This is a genomic window from Vibrio ouci (assembly GCF_004551525.1).
Classification (GTDB): Bacteria; Pseudomonadota; Gammaproteobacteria; order Enterobacterales; family Vibrionaceae; genus Vibrio; species Vibrio ouci.
Map to the genome: position 1 here is coordinate 1 of NZ_SATR01000043.1, position 23515 is coordinate 23515.

The 23515-nt window shown below is 46.1% G+C and carries 18 protein-coding genes; 13 read left to right on the forward strand and 5 right to left on the reverse strand.

The window, feature by feature from the left end:
* The 9 genes from ELS82_RS20055 to rpoC all read left to right on the forward strand — a co-directional run.
* Positions 1-242 (forward strand): EF-Tu C-terminal domain-related protein (locus ELS82_RS20055; protein ID WP_038889594.1); only part of this gene is annotated, 242 nt, incomplete at its 5' end.
* A gap of 276 nt (positions 243-518) precedes the next feature.
* Complete coding sequence (secE, locus tag ELS82_RS20060; RefSeq protein WP_004415886.1) at positions 519-899, forward strand: preprotein translocase subunit SecE; 381 nt, start codon at positions 519-521, stop codon at positions 897-899.
* Positions 900-912: 13 nt separating this feature from the next.
* Positions 913-1461, forward strand: coding sequence for a transcription termination/antitermination protein NusG (gene nusG, locus ELS82_RS20065; RefSeq protein ID WP_004415884.1), 549 nt, complete (start codon positions 913-915; stop codon positions 1459-1461).
* 160 nt (positions 1462-1621) lie between these two features.
* Positions 1622-2050, forward strand: a complete 429-nt coding sequence (rplK, locus tag ELS82_RS20070) for a 50S ribosomal protein L11 (protein ID WP_134837057.1) — start codon at positions 1622-1624, stop codon at positions 2048-2050.
* 4 nt (positions 2051-2054) lie between these two features.
* Positions 2055-2756, forward strand: coding sequence for a 50S ribosomal protein L1 (rplA, locus tag ELS82_RS20075; protein ID WP_134837058.1), 702 nt, complete (start codon positions 2055-2057; stop codon positions 2754-2756).
* A gap of 303 nt (positions 2757-3059) precedes the next feature.
* Positions 3060-3554, forward strand: coding sequence for a 50S ribosomal protein L10 (gene rplJ, locus ELS82_RS20080; protein WP_004415880.1), 495 nt, complete (start codon positions 3060-3062; stop codon positions 3552-3554).
* 57 nt (positions 3555-3611) lie between these two features.
* Entirely contained in the window at positions 3612-3980 is a 369-nt protein-coding gene (rplL, locus tag ELS82_RS20085) for a 50S ribosomal protein L7/L12 (RefSeq protein ID WP_053441452.1), read from the forward strand.
* Between the two features lie 233 nt (positions 3981-4213).
* Entirely contained in the window at positions 4214-8242 is a 4029-nt protein-coding gene (gene rpoB / locus ELS82_RS20090; RefSeq protein WP_134837059.1) for a DNA-directed RNA polymerase subunit beta, read from the forward strand.
* An 87-nt stretch (positions 8243-8329) separates the two neighbouring features.
* On the forward strand, positions 8330-12535 hold the full coding sequence (gene rpoC / locus ELS82_RS20095) for a DNA-directed RNA polymerase subunit beta' (protein WP_134837060.1): 4206 nt from the start codon (positions 8330-8332) through the stop codon (positions 12533-12535).
* A 400-nt stretch (positions 12536-12935) separates the two neighbouring features.
* Here rpoC and rsd read toward each other — a convergent pair whose 3' ends face one another.
* The gene (gene rsd, locus ELS82_RS20100) at positions 12936-13430 is read right to left on the reverse strand and encodes a sigma D regulator (protein ID WP_134837061.1); all 495 of its coding nucleotides are present in this window, start codon (positions 13428-13430) and stop codon (positions 12936-12938) included.
* Positions 13431-13608: 178 nt separating this feature from the next.
* Here rsd and nudC point away from each other — a divergent pair, with 178 nt between their 5' ends.
* The 4 genes from nudC (at position 13609) to ELS82_RS20120 (ending at position 17516) form a co-directional block, all read left to right on the forward strand.
* Positions 13609-14382 carry an NAD(+) diphosphatase gene (gene nudC, locus ELS82_RS20105; protein WP_134837062.1) on the forward strand — a complete coding sequence of 258 codons (774 nt, stop codon included), beginning with the start codon at positions 13609-13611 and terminating at the stop codon, positions 14380-14382.
* 269 nt (positions 14383-14651) lie between these two features.
* Entirely contained in the window at positions 14652-15719 is a 1068-nt protein-coding gene (gene hemE / locus ELS82_RS20110; protein ID WP_134837063.1) for a uroporphyrinogen decarboxylase, read from the forward strand.
* A 104-nt stretch (positions 15720-15823) separates the two neighbouring features.
* Positions 15824-16459 (forward strand): TetR/AcrR family transcriptional regulator, encoded by a 636-nt coding sequence (locus ELS82_RS20115; protein WP_134837064.1) that lies wholly within the window; start codon positions 15824-15826, stop codon positions 16457-16459.
* A 91-nt stretch (positions 16460-16550) separates the two neighbouring features.
* Positions 16551-17516: a DHHA1 domain-containing protein gene (locus ELS82_RS20120; RefSeq protein WP_134837065.1), complete on the forward strand. Its 966-nt coding sequence runs from the start codon at positions 16551-16553 to the stop codon at positions 17514-17516.
* Between the two features lie 56 nt (positions 17517-17572).
* On the opposite strand, the gene ELS82_RS20125 is transcribed toward ELS82_RS20120, so the two are convergent.
* From ELS82_RS20125 to ELS82_RS20140, 4 genes are all read right to left on the reverse strand, one after another.
* Entirely contained in the window at positions 17573-18709 is a 1137-nt protein-coding gene (locus ELS82_RS20125; RefSeq protein WP_134837066.1) for a murein hydrolase activator EnvC family protein, read from the reverse strand.
* 157 nt (positions 18710-18866) lie between these two features.
* Positions 18867-20399 carry a 2,3-bisphosphoglycerate-independent phosphoglycerate mutase gene (gene gpmM, locus ELS82_RS20130; protein WP_134837067.1) on the reverse strand — a complete coding sequence of 511 codons (1533 nt, stop codon included), beginning with the start codon at positions 20397-20399 and terminating at the stop codon, positions 18867-18869.
* A 238-nt stretch (positions 20400-20637) separates the two neighbouring features.
* Positions 20638-21525 carry a DMT family transporter gene (locus ELS82_RS20135; RefSeq protein ID WP_134837068.1) on the reverse strand — a complete coding sequence of 296 codons (888 nt, stop codon included), beginning with the start codon at positions 21523-21525 and terminating at the stop codon, positions 20638-20640.
* A gap of 71 nt (positions 21526-21596) precedes the next feature.
* A complete protein-coding gene (locus tag ELS82_RS20140; RefSeq protein WP_134837069.1) occupies positions 21597-23477 on the reverse strand; it encodes a methyl-accepting chemotaxis protein in 1881 nt (626 codons plus the stop codon).
* Between the last annotated feature and the right edge of the window lie 38 nt (positions 23478-23515).

Here is a 23515-nt window from a genome sequence, read left to right on the forward strand (position 1 = left end):
ACGAAGGCGGCCGTCATACTCCGTTCTTCAAAGGCTACCGTCCACAGTTCTACTTCCGTACAACTGACGTAACTGGTGATATCTCTCTACCAGAAGGCGTAGAAATGGTAATGCCTGGCGACAACATCCAAATGCAAGTAGAGCTAATCGCTCCAATCGCAATGGATGAAGGCCTACGTTTCGCTATCCGTGAAGGTGGCCGTACTGTAGGTGCTGGTGTTGTTGCTAAGATCTTCGACTAATTCTTACGAATTAGCTAAAGACTTCGGAAAATCTATTAATTAGATTTGACGAACCAGTAGCAAAAAGGGCATCATTTGATGCCCTTTTTCTGCACTAAATAAAATGCCTGTTGGTTTCTTATCCAAATAGGTGTTTAGCAGGAATTTTTTGGTCGAGGTGTTGCGTCTTGATCAATAAAAAGAGTACGTCAATTCATTAAGATTGTCGTTTCATGGATTTGCCCTGCAACAGCGGGGTTGTTGTCGTCTATATTAAGACTTAGACAGGTTGGTTTTATGAAAGCAAATAATGCTGAAACTCCTGAGAGCTCAAATGGCGCAGATATCTTTAAGTGGATTGTCACTTTTGCTCTGTTAGCTGCCGCTGTTGTGGGTAATTACCTGTACGGTGAGATGTCTGTAGTTATTCGCGCTGCAGGTGTTGTTGTACTAATTGCTGCGGCACTTGGTGTTGCTGCTACAACAACTAAAGGTAAAGCTGCGATCGAGTTTGCAAAAGAATCTCGTATGGAAGTACGTAAAGTTGTTTGGCCTACACGCCAAGAAACTATGCAAACAACACTGATCGTTTTAGCTGTAAGTATTGTAATGGCTCTAGTGCTATGGGGTATTGACGGCATTATGGTTCGTCTTGTAGCTCTAGCAACTGGGGTATAGAGGGTTTTAATTCATGAGTGAAGCTCCAAAAAAACGCTGGTATGTGGTTCAAGCCTTCTCTGGATTTGAAGGCCGTGTAGCCCAATCTCTTCGCGAGCATATCAAAATGCACAGCATGGAAGAGCTGTTTGGTGAAGTACTAGTTCCTACTGAAGAAGTAGTTGAAATGCGCGCTGGTCAGCGTCGTAAATCTGAACGCAAGTTCTTCCCTGGTTACGTCCTTGTTCAGATGATCATGAACGATGAATCATGGCACTTAGTACGCAGTGTGCCGCGTGTCATGGGCTTCATTGGTGGTACCTCTGATCGTCCAGCTCCTATCACTGATAAAGAAGCTGATGCGATTCTTAACCGTCTAGAGAAAGCAAGTGAAGCTCCTCGTCCACGTACTATGTACGAAGCGGGTGAAGTTGTACGTGTTACTGACGGTCCATTCGCAGACTTCAACGGTACTGTTGAAGAAGTGGATTATGACAAGAGCCGCGTAAAAGTGTCTGTATCGATCTTTGGTCGTGCGACACCAGTTGAGCTTGAGTTTGGTCAGGTTGAAAAACTTGATTAAAAAAACACCTTAACAGGGTTGTTTAGGGCGCGAATTATGACTATAATTTCGCGCCTTATTATTTTGGCTGAAACGAAAGTGACAGCTGAAGTAAAAAGTATTTATATCAACGGGGAGCTGATCAGCCGATTAGCGTTTGTACCCAAAATTAGGAATAATCATGGCTAAGAAAGTTGAAGCTTACATCAAGCTACAAGTTGCTGCTGGTATGGCAAACCCAAGTCCACCAGTTGGTCCTGCACTAGGTCAACACGGTGTTAACATCATGGAATTCTGTAAAGCGTTTAACGCAAAAACAGAATCTCTAGAGAAAGGTCTACCAACTCCAGTTGTTATCACAGTATACAACGACCGTTCTTTCACGTTCGTAACTAAGACTCCACCTGCTGCTGTTCTTCTTAAGAAAGCTGCTGGCGTTAAGTCTGGTTCAGGTCGTCCAAACACTGAAAAAGTGGGTACTGTAACTGACGCTCAAATCCAAGAAATCGCAGAAGCTAAAGCTGCTGATATGACTGGTGCTGACATCGAAGCAATGAAGCGTTCAATCGCTGGTACTGCTCGTTCAATGGGCCTAGTGGTAGAGGGTTAATAAGATGGCTAAACTAACTAAGCGCATGCGCGTAATCCGCGAAAAAGTTGACGTAACTAAAGAATACGAAATCAACGAAGCTGTTGCTCTTCTTCAAGAACTAGCTACTGCTAAATTTGTTGAGTCTGTAGACGTTGCTGTTAACCTAGGCATTGATGCTCGTAAATCTGACCAGAACGTACGTGGTGCAACTGTACTACCTCACGGTACTGGCCGCGAAATCCGCGTTGCAGTGTTCACTCAAGGTGCAAACGCTGAAGCAGCTAAAGAAGCTGGCGCAGACATCGTTGGTATGGAAGATCTTGCTGAGCAAGTGAAGAAAGGCGAAATGAACTTTGACGTAGTTGTTGCTTCTCCAGATGCAATGCGCGTTGTAGGTCAACTAGGTACTATCCTAGGTCCTCGCGGTCTAATGCCAAACCCTAAAGTTGGTACTGTAACTCCTAACGTTGCTGAAGCTGTTAAGAACGCTAAAGCTGGTCAGGTTCGTTACCGTAACGACAAGAACGGCATCATCCACACTACTATCGGTAAAGCAAACTTCTCTGCAGAGCAGATCAAAGAGAACCTAGAAGCTCTTCTAGTTGCTCTGAAGAAAGCTAAGCCGTCTTCTGCTAAGGGTACATTCCTTCAGAAGGTAAGCATCTCTACTACTATGGGTGCTGGTGTTGCTGTTGATCAGGGTAGCCTGAACACAGTTGCGTAATTAATTTTACGACACACTTATTTACTTAGGCGCAAAGTTTATGTATAATTTTGCGCCTAATATTTGTGGTTGGGGCTGAACTTTGGTTCATTAAATTCGCAAGAATTTAGTCTGAATTATGACCCAGTCTCCGTCCAAGACCGTAGGTGTTTGCTTTTGTAAACTTAATTTTCCTACGTAGATGGTGCCCGAACTGACAGAAAGCTCTATGCAAATAGTTACTTTCTTCTGGGAAGCACCTAAATAACTCTCACTGTCGTGATGATAGTGAGTGGTGTAACGACAACCAGGAGTAAATCCAAGATGGCTTTAAACCTTCAAGACAAAAAAGCAATTGTTGCTGAAGTCAACGAAGCTGCCAGTGGTGCACTTTCTGCAGTTGTAGCTGATTCTCGTGGCGTTGAAGTTGGTGCTATGACTTCACTACGTAAACAAGCTCGTGAAGCTGGTGTTTATGTACGTGTTGTTCGTAACACGCTTATGCGTCGTGCGGTTGAAGGTACTGACTACGAGTGTCTAACTGACACTTTCACTGGTCCTACTCTAATCGCATTCTCTAACGAGCACCCAGGTGCTGCAGCGCGTCTTTTCAAAGACTTCGCTAAAGAGAACAAAGACTTCGAGATCAAAGCTGCTGCATTTGAAGGCGCGCTAACTGACGCTGAAGTACTAGCGACACTACCAACTTACGACGAAGCTATCGCACGCCTAATGATGTGCATGAAAGAAGCTTCTGCAGGCAAGCTGGTACGTACTATCGCTGCACTACGCGACCAAAAAGAAGAAGCTGCTGCTTAAGCCTTGCTTTTCACTGGTTGCTATTTAAACTTATTGTTGATTTAAAAGAGAATTGTTATGTCTATCACTAACGAGCAAATCCTAGACGCAGTTGCAGAAATGTCTGTAATGCAAGTTGTTGAACTAATCGAAGCAATGGAAGAGAAATTCGGTGTTTCTGCTGCTGCTGCTGTTGTAGCTGGCGGCGCTGCTGCAGGCGAAGCTGCTGCTGAGCAAACTGAATTCGACGTAATCCTAGAATCTGCTGGCGGCAACAAAGTTGCTGTAATCAAAGCAGTACGTGGCGCAACTGGCCTAGGCCTTAAAGAAGCTAAGGGTCTAGTAGACTCAGCTCCTGCTCCACTAAAAGAAGGCATCGAGAAAGATGAAGCTGAAGCTCTTAAAGCTCAGCTAGAAGAAGCTGGCGCAACTGTTGTTGTTAAGTAATTATTACTTAAGCTTCTTAGCCTAACGGCTAATGGCTGGTGGTTTTATAACCACCGGCCTTTTTGCGCTGTAGGGGTTGGGTGATTTTTCCGCTGTTTGAGCACCCAAGTTCCTAGCAAAAAACATGTCATTATCTCTTAATGGTATGTCACTACTATCAAACAGATTTTCAGTCACTGTCTCATAACGATTGGAGACAGTTTGGGTCACTTATCAGCGAGCTGAGGAACCCCATGGTTTACTCTTATACCGAGAAAAAGCGCATCCGTAAGGACTTTGGTACTCGTCCACAAGTTTTGGACATTCCATACCTGCTATCGATCCAGCTCGATTCGTTCGAAAAATTCATCGAACAGGATCCTGAGGGTCAATACGGTCTTGAAGCTGCTTTCCGTTCTGTATTCCCGATTCAGAGCTACAACGGCAACTCTGAGCTGCAATACGTTAGCTACCGTCTTGGTGAGCCAGTATTTGATGTTAAAGAATGTCAAATTCGCGGCGTAACGTACTCAAAGCCACTACGCGTTAAACTGCGCCTAGTTATTTTTGATAGAGACGCGCCGGCAGGCACCGTAAAAGATATCAAAGAACAAGAAGTCTACATGGGCGAAATTCCGCTTATGACAGACAATGGTACTTTTGTAATTAATGGTACCGAGAGGGTTATCGTATCCCAGCTGCACAGAAGCCCTGGCGTATTCTTCGACAGCGATAAGGGTAAGACCCACTCATCAGGTAAAGTTCTTTATAACGCACGTGTTATTCCTTACCGTGGTTCATGGCTTGATTTCGAGTTTGATCCTAAGGATAACCTATACGTACGTATCGACCGCCGTCGTAAGCTACCAGCATCTATCATTCTTCGCGCACTAGGTAAGACGACAGAAGAGATCCTGGACATCTTCTTTGAGAAGGTGAACTTCGAAGTTAAAGATCAAACTCTACTTATGGAGCTTGTTCCTGATCGTCTACGTGGTGAAACTGCGTCATTCGATATCGAAGCTAACGGCAAGACTTACGTTGAAACAGGTCGTCGTGTAACTGCACGCCACATCCGTCAGCTTGAAAAAGATGGCGTTGAGCATATCGAAGTACCAGTTGAGTACATCGTAGGCAAAGTTGCATCGCAAGATTACATCAACGAAGCGACTGGCGAGATCATTGTTGGTGCAAACCAAGAAATCAGCCTTGAAGCACTAGCTAACCTTTCTCAGGCAGGCCACAAAGCTCTACAGACGTTATTTACTAACGATCTAGACCACGGTCCATTCATGTCAGAAACACTACGCATCGACAGCACTGTTGATCGTATTTCTGCACTGGTAGAAATCTACCGCATGATGCGCCCGGGCGAGCCGCCAACGAAAGAAGCTGCAGAATCACTATTCGAAAGCCTATTCTTCTCTGAAGAGCGTTATGATCTATCGACTGTTGGTCGTATGAAGTTCAACAGCTCTATCGAACGTGAAGATGCTCAAGAGCAAGGCACACTTGACGAAACTGATATCGTTGAAGTGATGAAGAAGCTGATCGCTATCCGTAACGGCATCGGTGAAGTGGACGATATCGACCACCTAGGTAACCGTCGTATCCGTTCTGTTGGCGAAATGGCAGAAAACCAATTCCGCGTTGGTCTAGTACGTGTTGAACGTGCTGTTAAAGAACGTCTAAGCCTTGGTGACCTTGATGCAATCATGCCTCAAGATCTTATCAACGCTAAGCCGATCTCTGCTGCGGTTAAAGAATTCTTTGGCTCTTCACAGCTTTCACAGTTCATGGACCAAAACAACCCGTTATCAGAAGTAACGCACAAGCGTCGTATTTCTGCATTGGGTCCTGGCGGTCTAACTCGTGAACGTGCTGGCTTCGAAGTTCGAGACGTACACGTAACTCACTACGGCCGTCTATGTCCTATCGAAACGCCGGAAGGTCCAAACATCGGTCTGATCAACTCTCTATCTGCGTTTGCACGTTGTAACGAGTACGGTTTCCTAGAGACTCCATACCGTCGTGTTGTAGGTGGCGTAGTAACAGACGAAGTAGATTACCTATCTGCTATTCAGGAAGGTCAGTACGTTATCGCTCAGGCGAACACTGTTCTTACTGAAGAAGGTACATTCTCTGAAGAGCTAATCACTGCTCGTCAGAAAGGTGAATCTGGCCTACACCCACGCGAACATGTTGACTACATGGACGTTGCAACTAACCAGGTTGTATCTATCGCTGCATCGCTTATCCCGTTCCTAGAACACGATGATGCGAACCGTGCATTGATGGGTGCCAACATGCAACGTCAGGCAGTTCCAACACTTAAGGCTGATAAGCCTCTAGTTGGTACTGGTATCGAGCGTAACATCGCAGTTGACTCTGGTGTTACAGCGGTAGCGAAACGTGGTGGTGTAATCCAGTCTGTAGATGCTTCTCGTATCGTTGTTAAAGTTAACGAAGACGAGCTGATCCCTGGTGAAGCGGGTATCGATATCTACAACCTAACTAAATACACTCGTTCGAACCAAAACACGTGTATCAACCAGCGTCCATGTGTGATGCCGGGTGAACCAGTAGCACGTGGCGATGTTCTTGCTGATGGTCCTTCAACAGACCTTGGTGAGCTAGCGCTTGGTCAGAACATGCGTATCGCATTCATGCCTTGGAACGGTTACAACTTCGAAGACTCGATCTTAGTATCTGAGCGCGTAGTTCAAGAAGACCGTTTCACTACGATCCACATTCAAGAGCTATCTTGTGTGGCGCGTGATACTAAGCTTGGTGCTGAAGAAATCACAGCTGACATTCCAAACGTAGGTGAGTCTGCTCTGTCTAAACTAGACGAGTCAGGTATCGTTTACATCGGTGCGGAAGTGAAAGGCGGTGACATCCTTGTAGGTAAAGTAACGCCTAAAGGTGAAACTCAGCTAACGCCTGAAGAGAAGCTACTACGTGCTATCTTCGGTGAGAAAGCGTCAGACGTTAAAGATACGTCTCTACGCGTACCAAACTCAGTGTCAGGTACGATCATCGATGTTCAAGTATTTACTCGTGACGGTGTTGAAAAAGACAAACGTGCACTTGAAATTGAACAGATGCAGCTGAAAGAAGCGAAGAAAGACCTAACTGAAGAATTCCAGATTCTTGAGGGTGGCCTTCTAAACCGCGTTAAAGCTGTACTAATCGACGGTGGTTACACTGAAGCGAAGCTAGACTCTATCGATCGTAAGAAATGGCTAGAGCTAACGCTTGAAGATGATGCGCAACAGTCACAGCTTGAGCAACTTGCTGAGCAGTGGGATGAGCTAAAAGCTGACTTCGATAAGAAGTTTGAAACTAAGCGTCGTAAGATCACACAAGGTGATGATCTAGCACCTGGCGTACTGAAAATCGTTAAGGTTTACCTAGCGGTTAAACGTCGTATCCAGCCTGGTGATAAGATGGCGGGTCGTCACGGTAACAAGGGTGTAATCTCTAAGATCAACCCTGTTGAAGACATGCCTTACGATGAGAAAGGTCAGCCAGTTGACATCGTACTAAACCCACTGGGTGTACCATCGCGTATGAACATCGGTCAGATCCTAGAAGTACACTTAGGTCTGGCAGCGAAAGGTATCGGTGACAAGATCAACCAGATGGTGAAAGAGCAGCAAGAGCTAGCTAAGTTCCGTGACTTCCTACAGAAGGTTTACGATCTTGGTGAAACTCGTCAGAAAGTAGACATTGCGTCTCTATCTGATGATGAAGTTCGTACGCTGATCAAGAACCTACGTGGTGGTCTACCGATCGCAACTCCAGTATTTGACGGTGCGAACGAATCTTCAATCAAAGAGCTTCTAAAACTAGGTGACCTACCAGAATCTGGTCAGCTAACGCTATTTGATGGTCGCACAGGTGATGCGTTTGAGCGTCCTGTAACTGTTGGTTACATGTACATGCTGAAACTGAACCACCTTGTTGATGACAAGATGCACGCTCGTTCAACTGGTTCGTACAGCCTAGTAACTCAGCAACCACTTGGTGGTAAAGCTCAGTTCGGTGGTCAGCGTTTCGGTGAGATGGAAGTATGGGCACTAGAAGCATACGGTGCTGCTTACACGCTTCAAGAAATGCTAACAGTTAAGTCGGATGACGTTAACGGCCGTACTAAGATGTATAAGAACATCGTAGATGGCAACCACAGCATGGAACCTGGCATGCCAGAATCGTTCAACGTATTGTTGAAAGAGATCCGCTCGCTAGGTATCAACATCGAGCTAGAAGACGAAGAGTAATCCTTTCTCTTTAGAGAATACGATTATTTGGTAGAAGGTGCTCACTTTTGCGGGTGAGCTCCTTTTAACTCCTTACAGGAGCTGATTGTGAAAGACTTATTAAACTTTCTAAAAGCGCAGCATAAGACCGAAGAATTTGATGCAATCAAAATCGGTCTATCTTCACCAGACATGATTCGTTCATGGTCTTTCGGTGAAGTTAAGAAACCTGAAACGATCAACTATCGTACGTTCAAGCCTGAGCGTGATGGTCTGTTCTGTGCGCGTATCTTTGGTCCAGTAAAAGACTACGAATGTCTTTGTGGCAAATATAAGCGTCTGAAACACCGTGGTGTTATCTGTGAGAAGTGTGGCGTTGAAGTTACACAAACTAAAGTTCGTCGTGACCGTATGGGTCACATCGAGCTCGCTTCACCAGTTGCTCACATCTGGTTCCTAAAATCACTACCGTCTCGTATCGGTCTACTAATGGATATCCCTCTACGTGATATCGAACGTGTTCTTTACTTCGAAATGTACGTAGTAACTGAACCAGGTATGACTGATCTAGAGAAATCTCAGATGCTTACTGAAGAAGAGTATCTAGATCGTCTAGAAGAGTGGGGTGACGAGTTCACGGCTAAGATGGGTGCAGAAGCGATCAAAGACCTACTTGCGTCTATGGATCTGCCTGCTGAAATCGAAGAGATGCGTGAAGAGCTTCAGTCTACTAACTCAGAGACTAAGCGTAAGAAGATCACTAAGCGTCTTAAGCTAGTTGAAGCGTTCGTTCAATCTGGTAACAACCCAGAGTGGATGATCCTAACTGTGCTTCCGGTACTTCCGCCAGATCTACGTCCTCTAGTACCACTAGACGGCGGTCGCTTCGCGACTTCTGATCTGAACGACCTATACCGTCGCGTAATCAACCGTAACAACCGTTTGAAGCGTCTTCTAGAGCTAGCTGCTCCGGACATCATCGTACGTAACGAAAAACGTATGCTGCAAGAGTCTGTTGATGCACTTCTAGATAACGGTCGTCGCGGTCGTGCGATCACAGGTTCGAACAAGCGTCCTCTGAAATCTCTTGCTGATATGATCAAGGGTAAACAAGGTCGTTTCCGTCAGAACCTTCTAGGTAAGCGTGTAGACTACTCTGGCCGTTCTGTAATCACAGTAGGTCCATACCTTCGTCTGCACCAGTGTGGTCTTCCTAAGAAGATGGCACTTGAGCTATTCAAACCATTCATCTACAGCAAGCTAGAGACTCGTGGTCTTGCGACTACAATCAAAGCTGCTAAGAAAATGGTAGAGCGCGAAGAAGCGATCGTTTGGGATATCCTAGACGAAGTAATCCGCGAACACCCAGTACTATTGAACCGTGCACCTACACTTCACCGTCTAGGTATCCAGGCGTTCGAACCAGTACTAATCGAAGGTAAAGCGATTCAGCTTCACCCACTAGTGTGTGCGGCATACAACGCCGACTTCGATGGTGACCAAATGGCGGTTCACGTGCCTCTAACTCTAGAAGCACAGCTTGAAGCTCGTACTCTGATGATGTCGACAAACAACATTCTGTCGCCAGCGTCAGGTGATCCTATCATCGTACCTTCTCAGGACGTTGTATTGGGTCTTTACTACATGACTCGTGACAAGATCAACGTGAAAGGCGAAGGTATGTACCTTGCTAGCCCAGCTGAGGCTGAGAAGGCATACCGCACTAAGACTGCTGAGCTACACGCTCGCGTTAAAGTTCGTATCACTGAGACTGTTAAAGACGAAGATGGTAATAGCACTACAGAGACTAAGATGGTTGATACAACTATCGGTCGTGCAATGCTATGGCAAATCGTACCGGAAGGTCTACCGTACAGCATCGTTAACCAAAAGCTAGGTAAGAAGCAAATCTCTAACCTACTTAACGAAGCGTACCGTAAGCTAGGTCTTAAAGACACGGTAATCTTTGCTGACCAAATCATGTACACAGGTTTCGCTTACGCTGCACTTTCTGGTGTATCTGTTGGTATCGACGATATGGTTGTACCTGCAGCTAAATACACTGAGATTGAAGAAGCGGAAGCAGAAGTTCGCGAAATTCAAGAACAGTACCAATCTGGTCTTGTAACTGCGGGTGAGCGCTACAACAAAGTGATCGATATTTGGGCATCGACCAACGATCGCGTAGCGAAAGCGATGATGGAAAACCTTTCATCTGAAACGGTAGTAAACCGTGAAGGTGAAGAAGAGCAGCAAGAGTCGTTCAACAGCATCTACATGATGGCCGACTCGGGCGCACGTGGTTCTGCAGCTCAGATTCGTCAGCTAGCAGGTATGCGTGGTCTGATGGCACGTCCAGATGGCTCAATCATCGAAACGCCGATCACTGCGAACTTTAAAGAAGGTCTAAACGTACTTCAGTACTTTATCTCAACGCACGGTGCTCGTAAGGGTCTTGCGGATACGGCACTGAAAACAGCGAACTCGGGTTACCTAACTCGTCGTCTAGTAGACGTTGCTCAAGACGTTGTAGTACATGAACATGACTGTGGCACCCACGAAGGTGTTGACATGATGCCGCACATCGAAGGTGGTGACGTTAAAGTTGCACTTTCTGAGCTAGCACTAGGTCGTGTTGTTGCTGAAGACGTTCTTAAGCCAGGTACTGAAGAAGTTCTGATCCCACGTAATACTCTGATTGATGAGAAGTGGTGTCAGATCATGGAAGACAACTCAGTAGATAGCATGAAAGTGCGCTCAGTTGTTACCTGTGATGCAGACTTCGGTTGTTGTGCACAGTGTTACGGTCGTGACCTAGCACGTGGTCACCTAGTGAACCAAGGTGAAGCAGTTGGTGTAATCGCTGCTCAGTCTATCGGTGAACCGGGTACACAGCTTACGATGCGTACGTTCCACATCGGTGGTGCGGCATCTACTGCAGCAGCAGAGAACAGCATCCAAGCTAAGACAACTGGTACAGTTAAGCTACACAACGCTAAGTATGTAACGAACAAAGATGGCAAGCTTGTTATCACTTCTCGTGCATCTGAACTAACTATCATTGATGAGTTCGGTCGTACGAAAGAGAAACACAAACTGCCTTACGGTTCTCTACTATCTAAAGGCGACAACGATTCAGTTGAAGCTGGTGATACAGTAGCTAACTGGGAAGCGCACACTATGCCAATCATCACTGAAGTGGCAGGTCGCATCCAGTTCGTAGACATGATCGACGGTGTAACAGTTTCTCGTCAAACAGATGACCTAACAGGTCTATCTTCAAGCGAAGTAACTGAAGCGGCAGCTCGCCCAGCAGCAGGTAAAGATATGCGTCCAGCTATCAAACTTGTTGATGAGCAAGGTAACGACGTAATGATCCCTGGTACTGAAATGCCAGCTCACTACTTCCTACCTGGTAAAGCTATCGTTAACATCGAAGACGGCGCTGAAGTAGGTGTGGGTGATACACTTTCACGTATCCCTCAGAAATCTGGCGGTAACAAAGATATCACCGGTGGTCTACCTCGCGTAGCTGACCTATTCGAAGCACGTAAGCCGAAAGAACCTGCGATTCTTGCTGAGCACACAGGTACTGTGAGCTTCGGTAAAGAGACGAAAGGTAAACGTCGTCTAGTAATCACTCGTGACGGCGGCGACGCTTACGAAGAGATGATTCCTAAGCACCGTCAGCTTAACGTATTCGAAGGCGAGAAAGTTGAACGTGGTGATGTGATCGCAGATGGTCCAGAAACTCCACATGACATTCTACGTCTACGTGGTATCCACGCTGTGACTCAATACATCGCGAACGAAGTTCAAGAAGTATACCGTCTCCAAGGCGTTAAGATTAACGATAAGCACATTGAGACTATCGTTCGTCAGATGCTACGTAAGTGTACAATCACACACGCTGGTGACTCTACAGAGTTCCTAGTGGGTGAGCAGGTTGAATACGCGAACGTTAAGATTGCTAACCGTCAGCTAGAAGCTGAAGGTAAAGAGCTTGTGCGCTTCGAACGTGACCTATTAGGTATCACTAAAGCGTCTCTAGCAACTGAATCGTTCATCTCTGCGGCATCGTTCCAGGAGACAACTCGCGTACTAACAGAAGCAGCAGTTTCTGGTAAGCGTGATGAGCTACGTGGTCTGAAAGAAAACGTAATTGTTGGTCGTCTAATCCCAGCAGGTACAGGTTTCGCTTACCACCAAGAGCGTCAAGCTAAGCGTGCAGAAGAGCAAGAAGGTCCTTCAGCTGAACAAGCGACTGACAACCTTGCAGCACTACTTAACGCAGGCTTCTCTGCAGACGAGTAATCGCTAGCTAAGAAATGATAAAAGGCACCTTCGGGTGCCTTTTTTGTTTATGGTGAAAGAGAAAGTACTGTTCTTAAGGGTGATGATTATAGTTATTGTGGGAGGTGTCATTCATAGAGTGACGAAGGAGCGAGTAGGGAATCTCTGTTTATTTTCGACTCGCTTTAAGAGATGCTCAACTCGGTCGCTCCTCCCTCTCGGGGATGACAGTATTAAAGCAAAGGTTAGCTTTTGACTCATGTTGAGCAATCCTAAGTTGATGACCGTTCTAAAAACGCAAAAGGGTTGACGTATACACGTCAACCCTCAAGATTAAATCTCGCTTCTCGCTTCTCGCTTCTCGCTTCTCGCTTCTCGCTTCTCGCTTCTCGCTTCTCGCTTCTCGCTTCTCGCTTCTCGCTTATGCGCCTGGCGGAATGGCTAAACTGTCGGCAATAAGCTGAATGAGGTTATCTTCTACCTCAAAACGCACTTCGAGTAGCTCACCCACTTTTGACATGTCCACTTCGAAACTCGGTAGCTCATCGTCTGCGCTCACCTTGACGTATTTGTCATTAAACTCAAGTAGAGGTTCGGTGGTTAAAACGATCTTGGCATAAGTGGCATCGATATCATCGTTGGTTTTAAAGCCGGTTGCTTGCCACTTTTCCATCACCATATCGTAGATCTTGAAGTGGCCTTCGGAGATGTAGTCCACAACATGATCGCAGAATGAGCTGATCTCTTTCGGGGAAGGAAGTTCGACAACGTTCGCATGACCATTGACGGGTTGTAGGGAGCCTAGCTTACAATATTCAACGATAAGTGACTGGCGGGTTTCAAGCCAGTGATCGATGACTTCGCTGGAGCCACCCCATTGTTCTTGTGTCTGTTTGAATCTATTTAGCATGACCATATCCTCATGATCGGGTCACTTCTTGGGTGACCATTAAGCTTTGAGCTTAAAGCGTGTGCAGAGATACAAGCTCTTGTCCTTACTAGAATTTATAGTCTCAAAATTGATGGACTACAAACTCTGGTATGAATTTAGATTGCCAGTAAAATAGACGAACTGCAAGTGAAGAGGGGGTGGAATGTTAAATAAAAGTGACACAAACCGTACGCAAAATTGTTATTGGTGCGTTGTATCAGGAAGTGACGTTTGGTTGGTTGATAATGCGATTCCTTTCGCTAGTGCACAGGACTTATCTCTGCCAACAAGCTCTGCAATAGAAATTGGTCGCTACAATAACGCGCCAGTATTGTGGCTTAACGCGGCTGATGTAGAGCAAGGCATTGAGCTGATTTCTCTGCGAGAATGCCTTCATTTTCCTCAAGAGTTATTTCTTTTGCTTAGCAAAGCGGTGCAATACAGTCACATGACTCAGAGCATGCGTTTTTGCCCACTGTGTGGCGGTCGAAACCATCTCAATCACAATCAACTTGCGGTGCAGTGCGGTGATTGCCGAACGTTGCATTATCCGCGCATCTTCCCATGCATCATTGTTGCCGTCCGTAAGCAGGGGCAAATATTACTGGCTCAACATCCAAGGCACCGAAACGGTATGTACACCGTAATTGCGGGTTTTGTCGAAGTGGGTGAGACATTGGAGCAATGCGTTGCTCGTGAAGTCAAAGAAGAGACCGGGATAAACGTGAAAAATATCGAGTATTTCGGCAGTCAGCCATGGGCATTCCCATCTAGTTTAATGATGGGATTTGTCGCGGAATACCATTCCGGGCAACTCAAACCGGATTATAGCGAGCTAAGCGATGCACGTTGGTTTGACTTTAACGCATTACCCGATGTGGCGCCGAAGGGAACAATTGCGCGGGAACTTATCGAGCATACTTGTGGCGATCTTTAATTATCTTGCTGAAAAATAAGCAAAAAAAACCCTCCAGAAGGAGGGGGTAAGTAAGATGTCGTTATGAGATGCCAAGCACTGAGTGCTCGGTTTATAATTGTAGTTTTCGCTAGCAAACAAATTTTTAACACTGTTACTGGGTGGGTGCAAATTAAGCATTGATTTAAAAGTTAATAACTTGATCTAGGTTGCAAAGCACACAGCTTTTGAGAGCCAAACAGTGTTAGAATAGCCGCAACAGAAACAAGCCTAATAATCGGAAAAACGGAATGACTGAATTAAAGAATGACCGCTATCTTCGTGCCTTGCTAAAAGAGCCAGTAGATTACACTCCAGTATGGATGATGCGTCAGGCAGGTCGATACCTTCCAGAATACAAAGCGACACGCGCAGAAGCGGGTGATTTCATGTCTTTGTGTAAGAATGCAGAACTTGCATCAGAAGTAACCCTTCAACCACTACGCCGTTTTCCTCTTGATGCCGCTATCCTATTCTCAGACATTCTGACCATCCCTGATGCAATGGGTCTAGAACTGCGTTTTGCCGCCGGTGAAGGCCCTGTGTTTGATAAGCCAATCACATGTAAAGCGGACGTAGAAAAGATTGGTCTACCAGATCCAGAAGGTGAGCTTCAGTACGTGATGAACGCGGTTCGCCAGATCCGCAAAGATCTTAACGGTGATGTACCACTGATTGGCTTCTCTGGTAGTCCATGGACTCTTGCGACATACATGGTTGAAGGTGGCAGCTCGAAGGCGTTCACTAAGATCAAAAAGATGATGTACGCAGAGCCACAAACGCTACACCTACTGCTTGATAAGCTAGCAGACAGTGTGATCGAATACCTAAATGCACAGATCAAAGCAGGTGCTCAATCTGTAATGGTATTTGATACTTGGGGTGGTGTACTGACTCCACGTGACTACAACCTGTTCTCACTACAGTACATGCACAAAATCGTTGATGGTCTAATCCGTGAAAACGATGGTCGTCGTGTACCAGTAACACTATTTACTAAGAATGGCGGTATGTGGTTAGAGCAGATCGCTGCGACAGGCTGTGACGCCGTTGGTCTTGACTGGACGATCAACATCCAAGACGCTGTGAAGCGTGTAGGCGATAAAGTGGCACTGCAAGGTAACATGGACCCATCAATGCTTTACGCTTCTCCTGAGCGCATTCGTGAGGAAGTCGCGACTATCCTTGAAGGGTTTGGCGATGCAGGTACAGGCCATGTATTCAACCTTGGCCATGGCATCCACTTGGATGTGCCGCCTGAAAATGCGGGCGTATTTGTTGATGCGGTACACGAGTTATCTAAGCCGTACCACAAATAACTAAGAAACACATGAAAGCGTCTGGTCTAATCAGGCGCTTTTTTGTTATTGGTTAATATACTCAGTTATACTGTTTAGATTAATGGAATAGGGTTCGGGAAAGAATGAAAACACGCGATAAAATCGTGCTTGCAGCACTAGAGTTATTCAATGAGCACGGTGAGCGCAATATCACAACCAATCATATTGCGGCTCATATCGATATCAGCCCTGGTAACCTCTACTACCATTTCCGCAATAAGCAAGAGATTGTGCGCGAGATCTTCGCACTCTATTCGAATGAATTGCTAGAACGTTTTACGCCCATTCAAGGCCAGCAAGAAAGCCTTGTACTGTTAAAGCATTATCTAGACTCCATCTTTACCCTGATGTGGAAATATCGCTTCTTCTACGCCAATCTGCCTGAGATCTTACAGCGTGACGAACAGTTGCATGAAGAGTACATTCAAGTTCAAGAGAAGCTTCAAGCAAACTTGATCAACATTATGCGTGCGTTTGTCGACCTAGAGTTAGTCTCAGTAGAAGACAGTGAGATGAAGTCGCTGGTGACCACATTGCACTTAATTGCCTCAAGCTGGTTAGGCTATCAAGCGGCCATGTCGCCACGAACTCAGATTACGGAGCAAGTGATTCATCAAGGCATGCTACAGATGATTTCAGTAGTGAAACCAAAGGCAACCGCACAAGGCTTAGAGCAACTGCAGTTATTAGAAGATGGTGTTAAAGCTATTCATGCCTAACCGTTGTGGATCCTAGTTATAACTAACTGAAATTGTTAAAACATGCAGAACCCATTAGAGTATCGAGAGATATTTTAATGGGTTTTCTTTTATGCACTACGATGTTTTTAATGGTGACGCGGATGGCATTATCGCACTGCTTCAACTTAGGCTTGCACAGCCAAAGTCGTCCACACTGGTCACTGGCGTCAAACGCGATATTCAGCTACTAGAGAAGCTATCTGTCAGTGCTGAGGATTCGGTCACGGCACTTGATATCTCGATGGAGAAGAACAAAGCGGGCCTTGAAACGATATTGAGTGCAGGGGCTCAGGTTTTTTACGCCGATCATCATAAATCCGGTGATATTCCCCGGCATGAGAACTTAACCGCTCATATCGATTTGGATGCGAATACCTGTACTGCTTTAATTGTTGATGAGTTGCTTGCTGGGCGTTATCACTCCTGGGCGATTACCGCGGCATACGGCGATAACTTGATTGCCAAAGCGGATCAGTTAGCAACTAAAGCGGGGCTAAGTGAAGAGCAGCAAGCGCAGCTAAAAGAGCTCGGTACCCTGATTAACTACAATGGCTACGGCTCAAAACTTGAAGACCTTCATTTTGACCCTGCGCTACTGCTTAAAGAGCTTTTGGCCTATGATGATCCTTTTGCTGTTATTGCTGATCAAGGCTCGCCTTTCCATACTCTTCAATTAGCCTATCAGCAAGATATGGACAAAGCTCTCGCAATAGAACCTCAATATCAAAGCGCGACCTTGGGGCTATTCGAGCTGCCTAATGAAGCACCATCACGTCGTATAAGTGGTGTCTACGGCAATTTACTCGCTAATCAGTCACCAGACTCTGCTCATGCGGTATTAACCGAAAACAGTGATGGCACTTATACTGTTTCTCTGCGAGCGCCGCTGAATAATAAACAAGGCGCGGGGGATATCTGTTCACAGTTCCCATCGGGCGGAGGTAGAGCTGCTGCGGCTGGAATTAACGCCTTGCCGAAAGAGCAGCTAACCGCCTTCATTAATGCGGTAGAAAAACACTACAGTATCGAGGCATAAAAAATAAGGCGTCTTTTCGCGAGGAAAAGACGCCTTATTTGTATCTGTTCAGCTGATTATCGCGTTAACCAGCTTTTCGGGTTTTGTGTTTTACTGTTGCGGCGAATCTCAAAGTAGAGCGACGCTTGTGATTGTCCACCAGTGTCTCCGGCAAGCGCGATGGTCTCGCCTTTTGTCACTTTATCGCCTTCTTTCTTCAATAGGCTCTGGTTAAAGCCGTACAGAGTCATATCGCCTTTACCATGGTCAAGTAGTACCACTAAACCGTAGCCACGCAAGTAGTCGGCAAATACAACGGTTCCAGAATAGACCGCTTTGACTGACTGGCCGTAGTTCGCATCGATCACGACACCTTTCCAATTGATTTGACCTGTTTGGCGAGAACCGTAGTTGTGTAGCACTCGTCCCTTGACTGGCCAAGGAAGCTTACCTTTCTGGCGGCTAATCCCGTCCATCGGCACCGCATTACGTTTCGCGGCCTTGGCAATTTCTGCCTTTAAGCGGGTTTCATTGCGCTGCAGTTCAGATAGGTAGACTTTGTCGTTCGAGATGCTGTTACGAATTTTAGACACCGTCCCTTTGCGTTGAGACTGTGTTTTAGCTAACTGATCGCGCTTTTTAGTCTGCTGGTTCAATAAGCTAGTAAGCTGTTCTTTTTCTAATTTGAGCTGCTCTTGGCTGTCGTCTAGTTCTCTGACGGTTGCCTCAAGTTCACTGATGGTCTCGGCTCTCGCTTTAGCAAGGTGCTGAAAGTACTGACTAATACGGTCTTCTTCAACGCCTTGGTTGAGAATGTTCGATGAGCTTTTAGCTCGCTGGGTAACGTAGTAGGTCTGAATCAGTTCTGCTAGCTTGTCGCTTTGCTGCTTTTTTTGATCCAGTAATTGGTCAACTTTTTTGTCCAAGTTGGCGATATTGGCATTGGTGGTTGCCAGCGAAGCTTTGGTCTCTTTGATTTCTCTTTCAAGACGGTTGATGGTCGTTTCTTGGTTTTTTAGCGACTTCTGTAAAGTGTCGAGCTTTTGTTGCTGACTGGACAGTGATTGCTTTTGACGTGAGATTTCACCGCTGACACCTTTGAGTTCAGCATTGCTTGCCGCATAGCTAGGGGAAAGTGAGTTGGCAGAAAGTATCAACCCGAGCGCAAACCAAGACTTGCGAGAGAGAAGTGTCCTTAATGGGGTGATTGCCATTGTTCAAATTTGTCCTAACTATTTGAGAGATAGCCAGTATACCCAAACCTTTTGATTGGAAGAAAGGAGAATGTCAAAAGTTGCTGGTGGTGATGAGAAAACAAAAAAGCCCAAGCAAGGAAGTGCTCGGGCTTTTAACTATGAGTGTTTAAGCTAATTACTTAACTAGTACGTCACCCGTCATTTCAGCTGGGATCTCAAGACCAGTTAGAGATAACATAGTTGGTGCTAGGTCAGACAGTTTACCGCCTTCTTTGAACTCAACTTCTTTGTCACCAACGTAGATTAGAGGTACTGGTAGGTTAGTGTGAGCAGTGTGAGTGCCACCTGTTTCTGGGTCTACCATCATCTCTGCGTTACCGTGGTCAGCAGTGATCAGCATTTGGCCACCCACTTCTTCGATTGCCGCAACAATTTTAGCGACACAGCCGTCGATTGCTTCGATCGCTTGCTCAGCTGCTTCGTAAACGCCAGTGTGACCAACCATATCTGGGTTAGGGTAGTTACAGATGATCGTGTCGTACTTACCAGACTTGATCGCAGCAACCATTTTCTCAGTTAGCTCTTCAGAGCTCATCTCTGGCTGTAGGTCGTAAGTTGCTACTTTTGGAGAAGCAACAAGCTGACGCTCTTCGCCTTCGAATTCGTTCTCAACACCACCGTTGAAGAAGAAAGTTACGTGCGCGTATTTCTCAGTTTCAGAGATACGTAGCTGAGTTTGACCTTGCTTAGATAGCCACTCACCGTATGTGTTCTCTAGCGATGCTGGTGGGAAGCCGATTGCTAGTGGGATGTCGGCTGCGTATTGCGTTAGCATCACGAAGTTGATTGCAGGGAATACCGCACGCTCGAAGCCATCAAATGCAGGTACGAAAGTACGTGTAATTTGACGAGCACGGTCAGCACGGTAGTTCATGAAGATAACAGCATCGCCATCTTGCATGATTGCATCTTCTTGACCTTCTGCTTTGATTGCAGTCGCTTTAACGAACTCGTCGTTCTCATCACGAGCGTATGCTGCTTCAAGACCTGCAACAGCTGTATCGAAAGTGAATTCAGCTTTAGCTTGAGTTAGAAGATCATAAGCAACTTGAACGCGATCCCAGTTGTTATCACGGTCCATTGCGTAGTAACGGCCTACTAGAGAAGCCACGCGGCCTTTACCTAGTGTCGCGAATAGGTCTTGGAAGCGTTGTAGAGAGTTCTCTGCGCTACGTGGTGGCGTGTCACGACCGTCTAGGAAGCAGTGTAAGTAAATCTTCTCTGCGCCACGAGCTGCTGCCATTTCAACGGCTGCGTAGATGTGGTCTTCGTGAGAGTGTACGCCACCTGGAGACATAAGACCCATGATGTGTACTGCTTTGTCTGCTTTTACTGCAGAGTCGATAGCTTCTACTAGCGCAGGTGTTTCAGTGAACTCGCCGTCTGCGATAGATTTAGTGATGCGAGTAAGGTCTTGGTATACAACACGGCCAGCGCCGATGTTTGTGTGACCAACTTCTGAGTTACCCATTTGACCGTCTGGTAGGCCAACATCCATGCCTGAAGCAGAGATTAGAGTGTTTGGTTTATTGGCAAACAGGCTGTCTAGGAATGGAGTTTTCGCATTCGCGATAGCGTTGCTTGCTGTATCTTCACGGTGACCGTAACCGTCAAGAATAACTAGAGCCATAGGCTTCTTAGCTGACATAGTGATGACCTCGTCAAATTTCAAAGTAACTTTGGAAACAAAATTAGCGTAATTTTACTACACTTTTTAACCAAAACTGTAGGTTAAGATCAAATATTGTTTGTGAAATATTGTTGTTATCTTTCACCTTACAAACAGTGAGTGCAATACTCAACTGTCTATATGGGCTTCATTTATTGTTCTATTCTCGCCCATTAGACAGAGAAGAAAAGCGGGAAATACCAATTACTGTGATAGCTTAGTTGACCAAAATACTGGTCCCGACAACGGCGACAATTGCGCCAATCCAAGCAAAGCGGTTAGGTCGTTTTCCGGAATAAATCCATAGTATAGGCAACAGCATGATCGGTGTTGTCGAAGAAAGTAGAGCGACCATGCCGACATTGCCTTCTTGCAGCGCATACAGAATCAATGTCATGCCAACCGCCATGGCCAAAAAGCTATTGAGAGCGGTAATAGAAAAGATCTTAATGTTCATAGGCTGAGTCGCACGTGCCAGTTTTGCTCCAGTGAAGAAAAACAAACAGTGAGCTGCGAAGGCGGTCATCATCCGCATAGCTGACGCAGCAACAGGATCGATATTGGTCTGCATAATCGGTTTAGCGATGATGCCGCCTAACGCTTGGCAAAGTGCGGCGAGTAAACCTAAACCGATTCCGACCCAGACTTTACCTTTAACAGCTTCAAGTTGATTGTTCGTTTGCCCACGTCGGCCAAAGAAGATCGCAGTTAATACACCAGAGAAGACCAGCAGTGACCCTAATAGCTCCATGGAGGACATGGTTTCGCTAAACAGAAAGTAGCCAAGTACCGCTGAGAAAACGGCGTGACATGAGAAGAGTAAACCCGCTTGTCTTGGCCCCATACGATTGAGGCAAGCAAATAGGGCGGTATCACCAATAAAAATACCGATGACGCCTGATAGCATCATGGCTGAAATGGCGCTCGTTTCAACACTGCTCCAACCGCCAGTGTAGAGGGCCATCGTTCCTAAAATGAGCGAGGTGCAACCCATACGCCAACGGCTATAGGCAAAGGTTCCTAAATGTTGGGCAGGCACGACGGAAAGTATGCTTGCTACCGCCCAAAGAAATGCCGCAGCAAGTGCCAGCCATTCATAACCCATCGACACGTTATCCTTGTGAGTGTGGAATAATCCAGGCTGACAATATGCATTAAATCTTTCTTAAAACAAAGCTATACCTTGAAGCGAGTCACCTCCATTCGCATAGTCTCTGCGGACTCTCTCATGTTGTCTGCGCTGTCGCTACTTTGCTGTGCTTGCCCTGCGAGTACGTCGGAAGCATCCTTAATACCTTGGGTATTACGGCTGATATCCTCACTCACGGCACGTTGCTCTTCTGCGGCACTGGCGATTTGCAGCGCCATATCGTTGATCTTATCGATCGCATCGGTAATGTCGGTCAGACTCTGGGCTGCTTGCTGGGCGTAGTCGACACTGGTGTCAGCTAACGAGGTACTTGTTTTCATACTATTCACTGCAAGCTTGGTATTGTTTTGCAGCGTTTCGATCATATGACGAATTTCTTCGGTTGAACCATGAGTACGTTGACTGAGCACGCGCACCTCATCAGCGACCACTGCAAATCCACGCCCTTGTTCCCCTGCACGTGCCGCTTCAATCGCGGCGTTAAGTGCCAATAAGTTGGTTTGTTCAGCAATTTCTTGAATGGTCGATAGGATCTGATTGATGCTTTGGGTGTTGTGCTCAAGTTCAGAGATAACGCCAGAGGCTGCAGTGACCTGTTCTGCTAGCTCCACAATCGATTCACGGTTTTTCTGAATGACTTTTTGACCGTCTTGGCAGGCATTAGATGAAGTCTGAGAAGCATCGGCTGTCATTTCAGCATGGCTTGCGACCTCTGCAGCTGTTGCAGACATTTCATGGATTGCAGTCGCAATTTGGTTGACGTCATTTTGCTGAACTTCTACTTGCTGCGCTGACTGCATCGATAGGGCGTTAGCTTGACTGGCTTGCTGTACTAACTGCTCACTGCGATGGATAATATCAGCAAGCATGCGCTGCATCTGGCTGAGGAACTGGTTAACGTGTTCAGCTACCTCACCGATTTCATCACGGCGTTTAATCTCGATTCGCTGAGTTAAATCCCCTTCACCTTTTGCCAGCTGAGAAAGTGAAGATGACAAATCTTGCAGCGGTTTTAGCAGCTTAGTAATGGTGTAGGTGCTGAATGTCGCAATGATCAGGTACAGCACTAATGAAGCGATAGCAGTAAATTGAATCTGCTCACTGACTGAAGCGAACGCCAGCTCTTTATCCACCACAATACCCAACGACCAATCTGTTGATGGGATATTGGCAACGTAAATCAGTTTGTCTCCTTGCTGTGGCCAACTGATTGTTGAAATTGATGAGTTGCTGACAAGTTCTTTTACTTTAGCCGCAGAGAGCTGAGGGTTTAACTGAGTTATTGGCTGCTGGCTTAGCGATTCATCTTGATAAGCGACAATGTTGTTATTGCCGTCAACCAGGAAGGTAAAACCGTCGTTATCTAAAGTGATATTTAGCACTTCATCAATGATATTGGTGACGGTAAGGTCAGCGGCGAGAACCCCGTTCTTATTACCAGAAAAGGCTTTGGCGAAACTGACCACGATGCTGCCATCGAAGTCTTGATACGGCTCAGTAATGATCAATCCAGATGCGTTCATCGCATCTTGATACCAAGGGCGGGTACGCGGATCATAGTCAGCAGGCCAATCTTCGCTTTTATCGCCATAGGCAATTGAGCCATCTTCAAACCCTGCGTATACCGACAGAAAATCCCCGGCTCGTTTGGTAAGAAGCATTTCGCGGTCGGAGTTGTCTGACTCAATGATGGTTTTTTCATTGGCTAGCATCATATCGCTGCGTATCGCTAGCCAATCACTGATATAGCGTGATGTGGAGTGGCTGATATTGGCCATTTCACTATTCAGTGCTGAAGTCGTTTCTTGTTGCAGCTGATTGACTGAGATCCATGCTTGCACGCCGCTGACGACAGCAATGACCACTGCAATGGCAATTTGCATTTTTAGTTTGATTGTATTTCTCATTGCCTTTCCTTATTTTTCAGACAATAGGACGAGAAGAG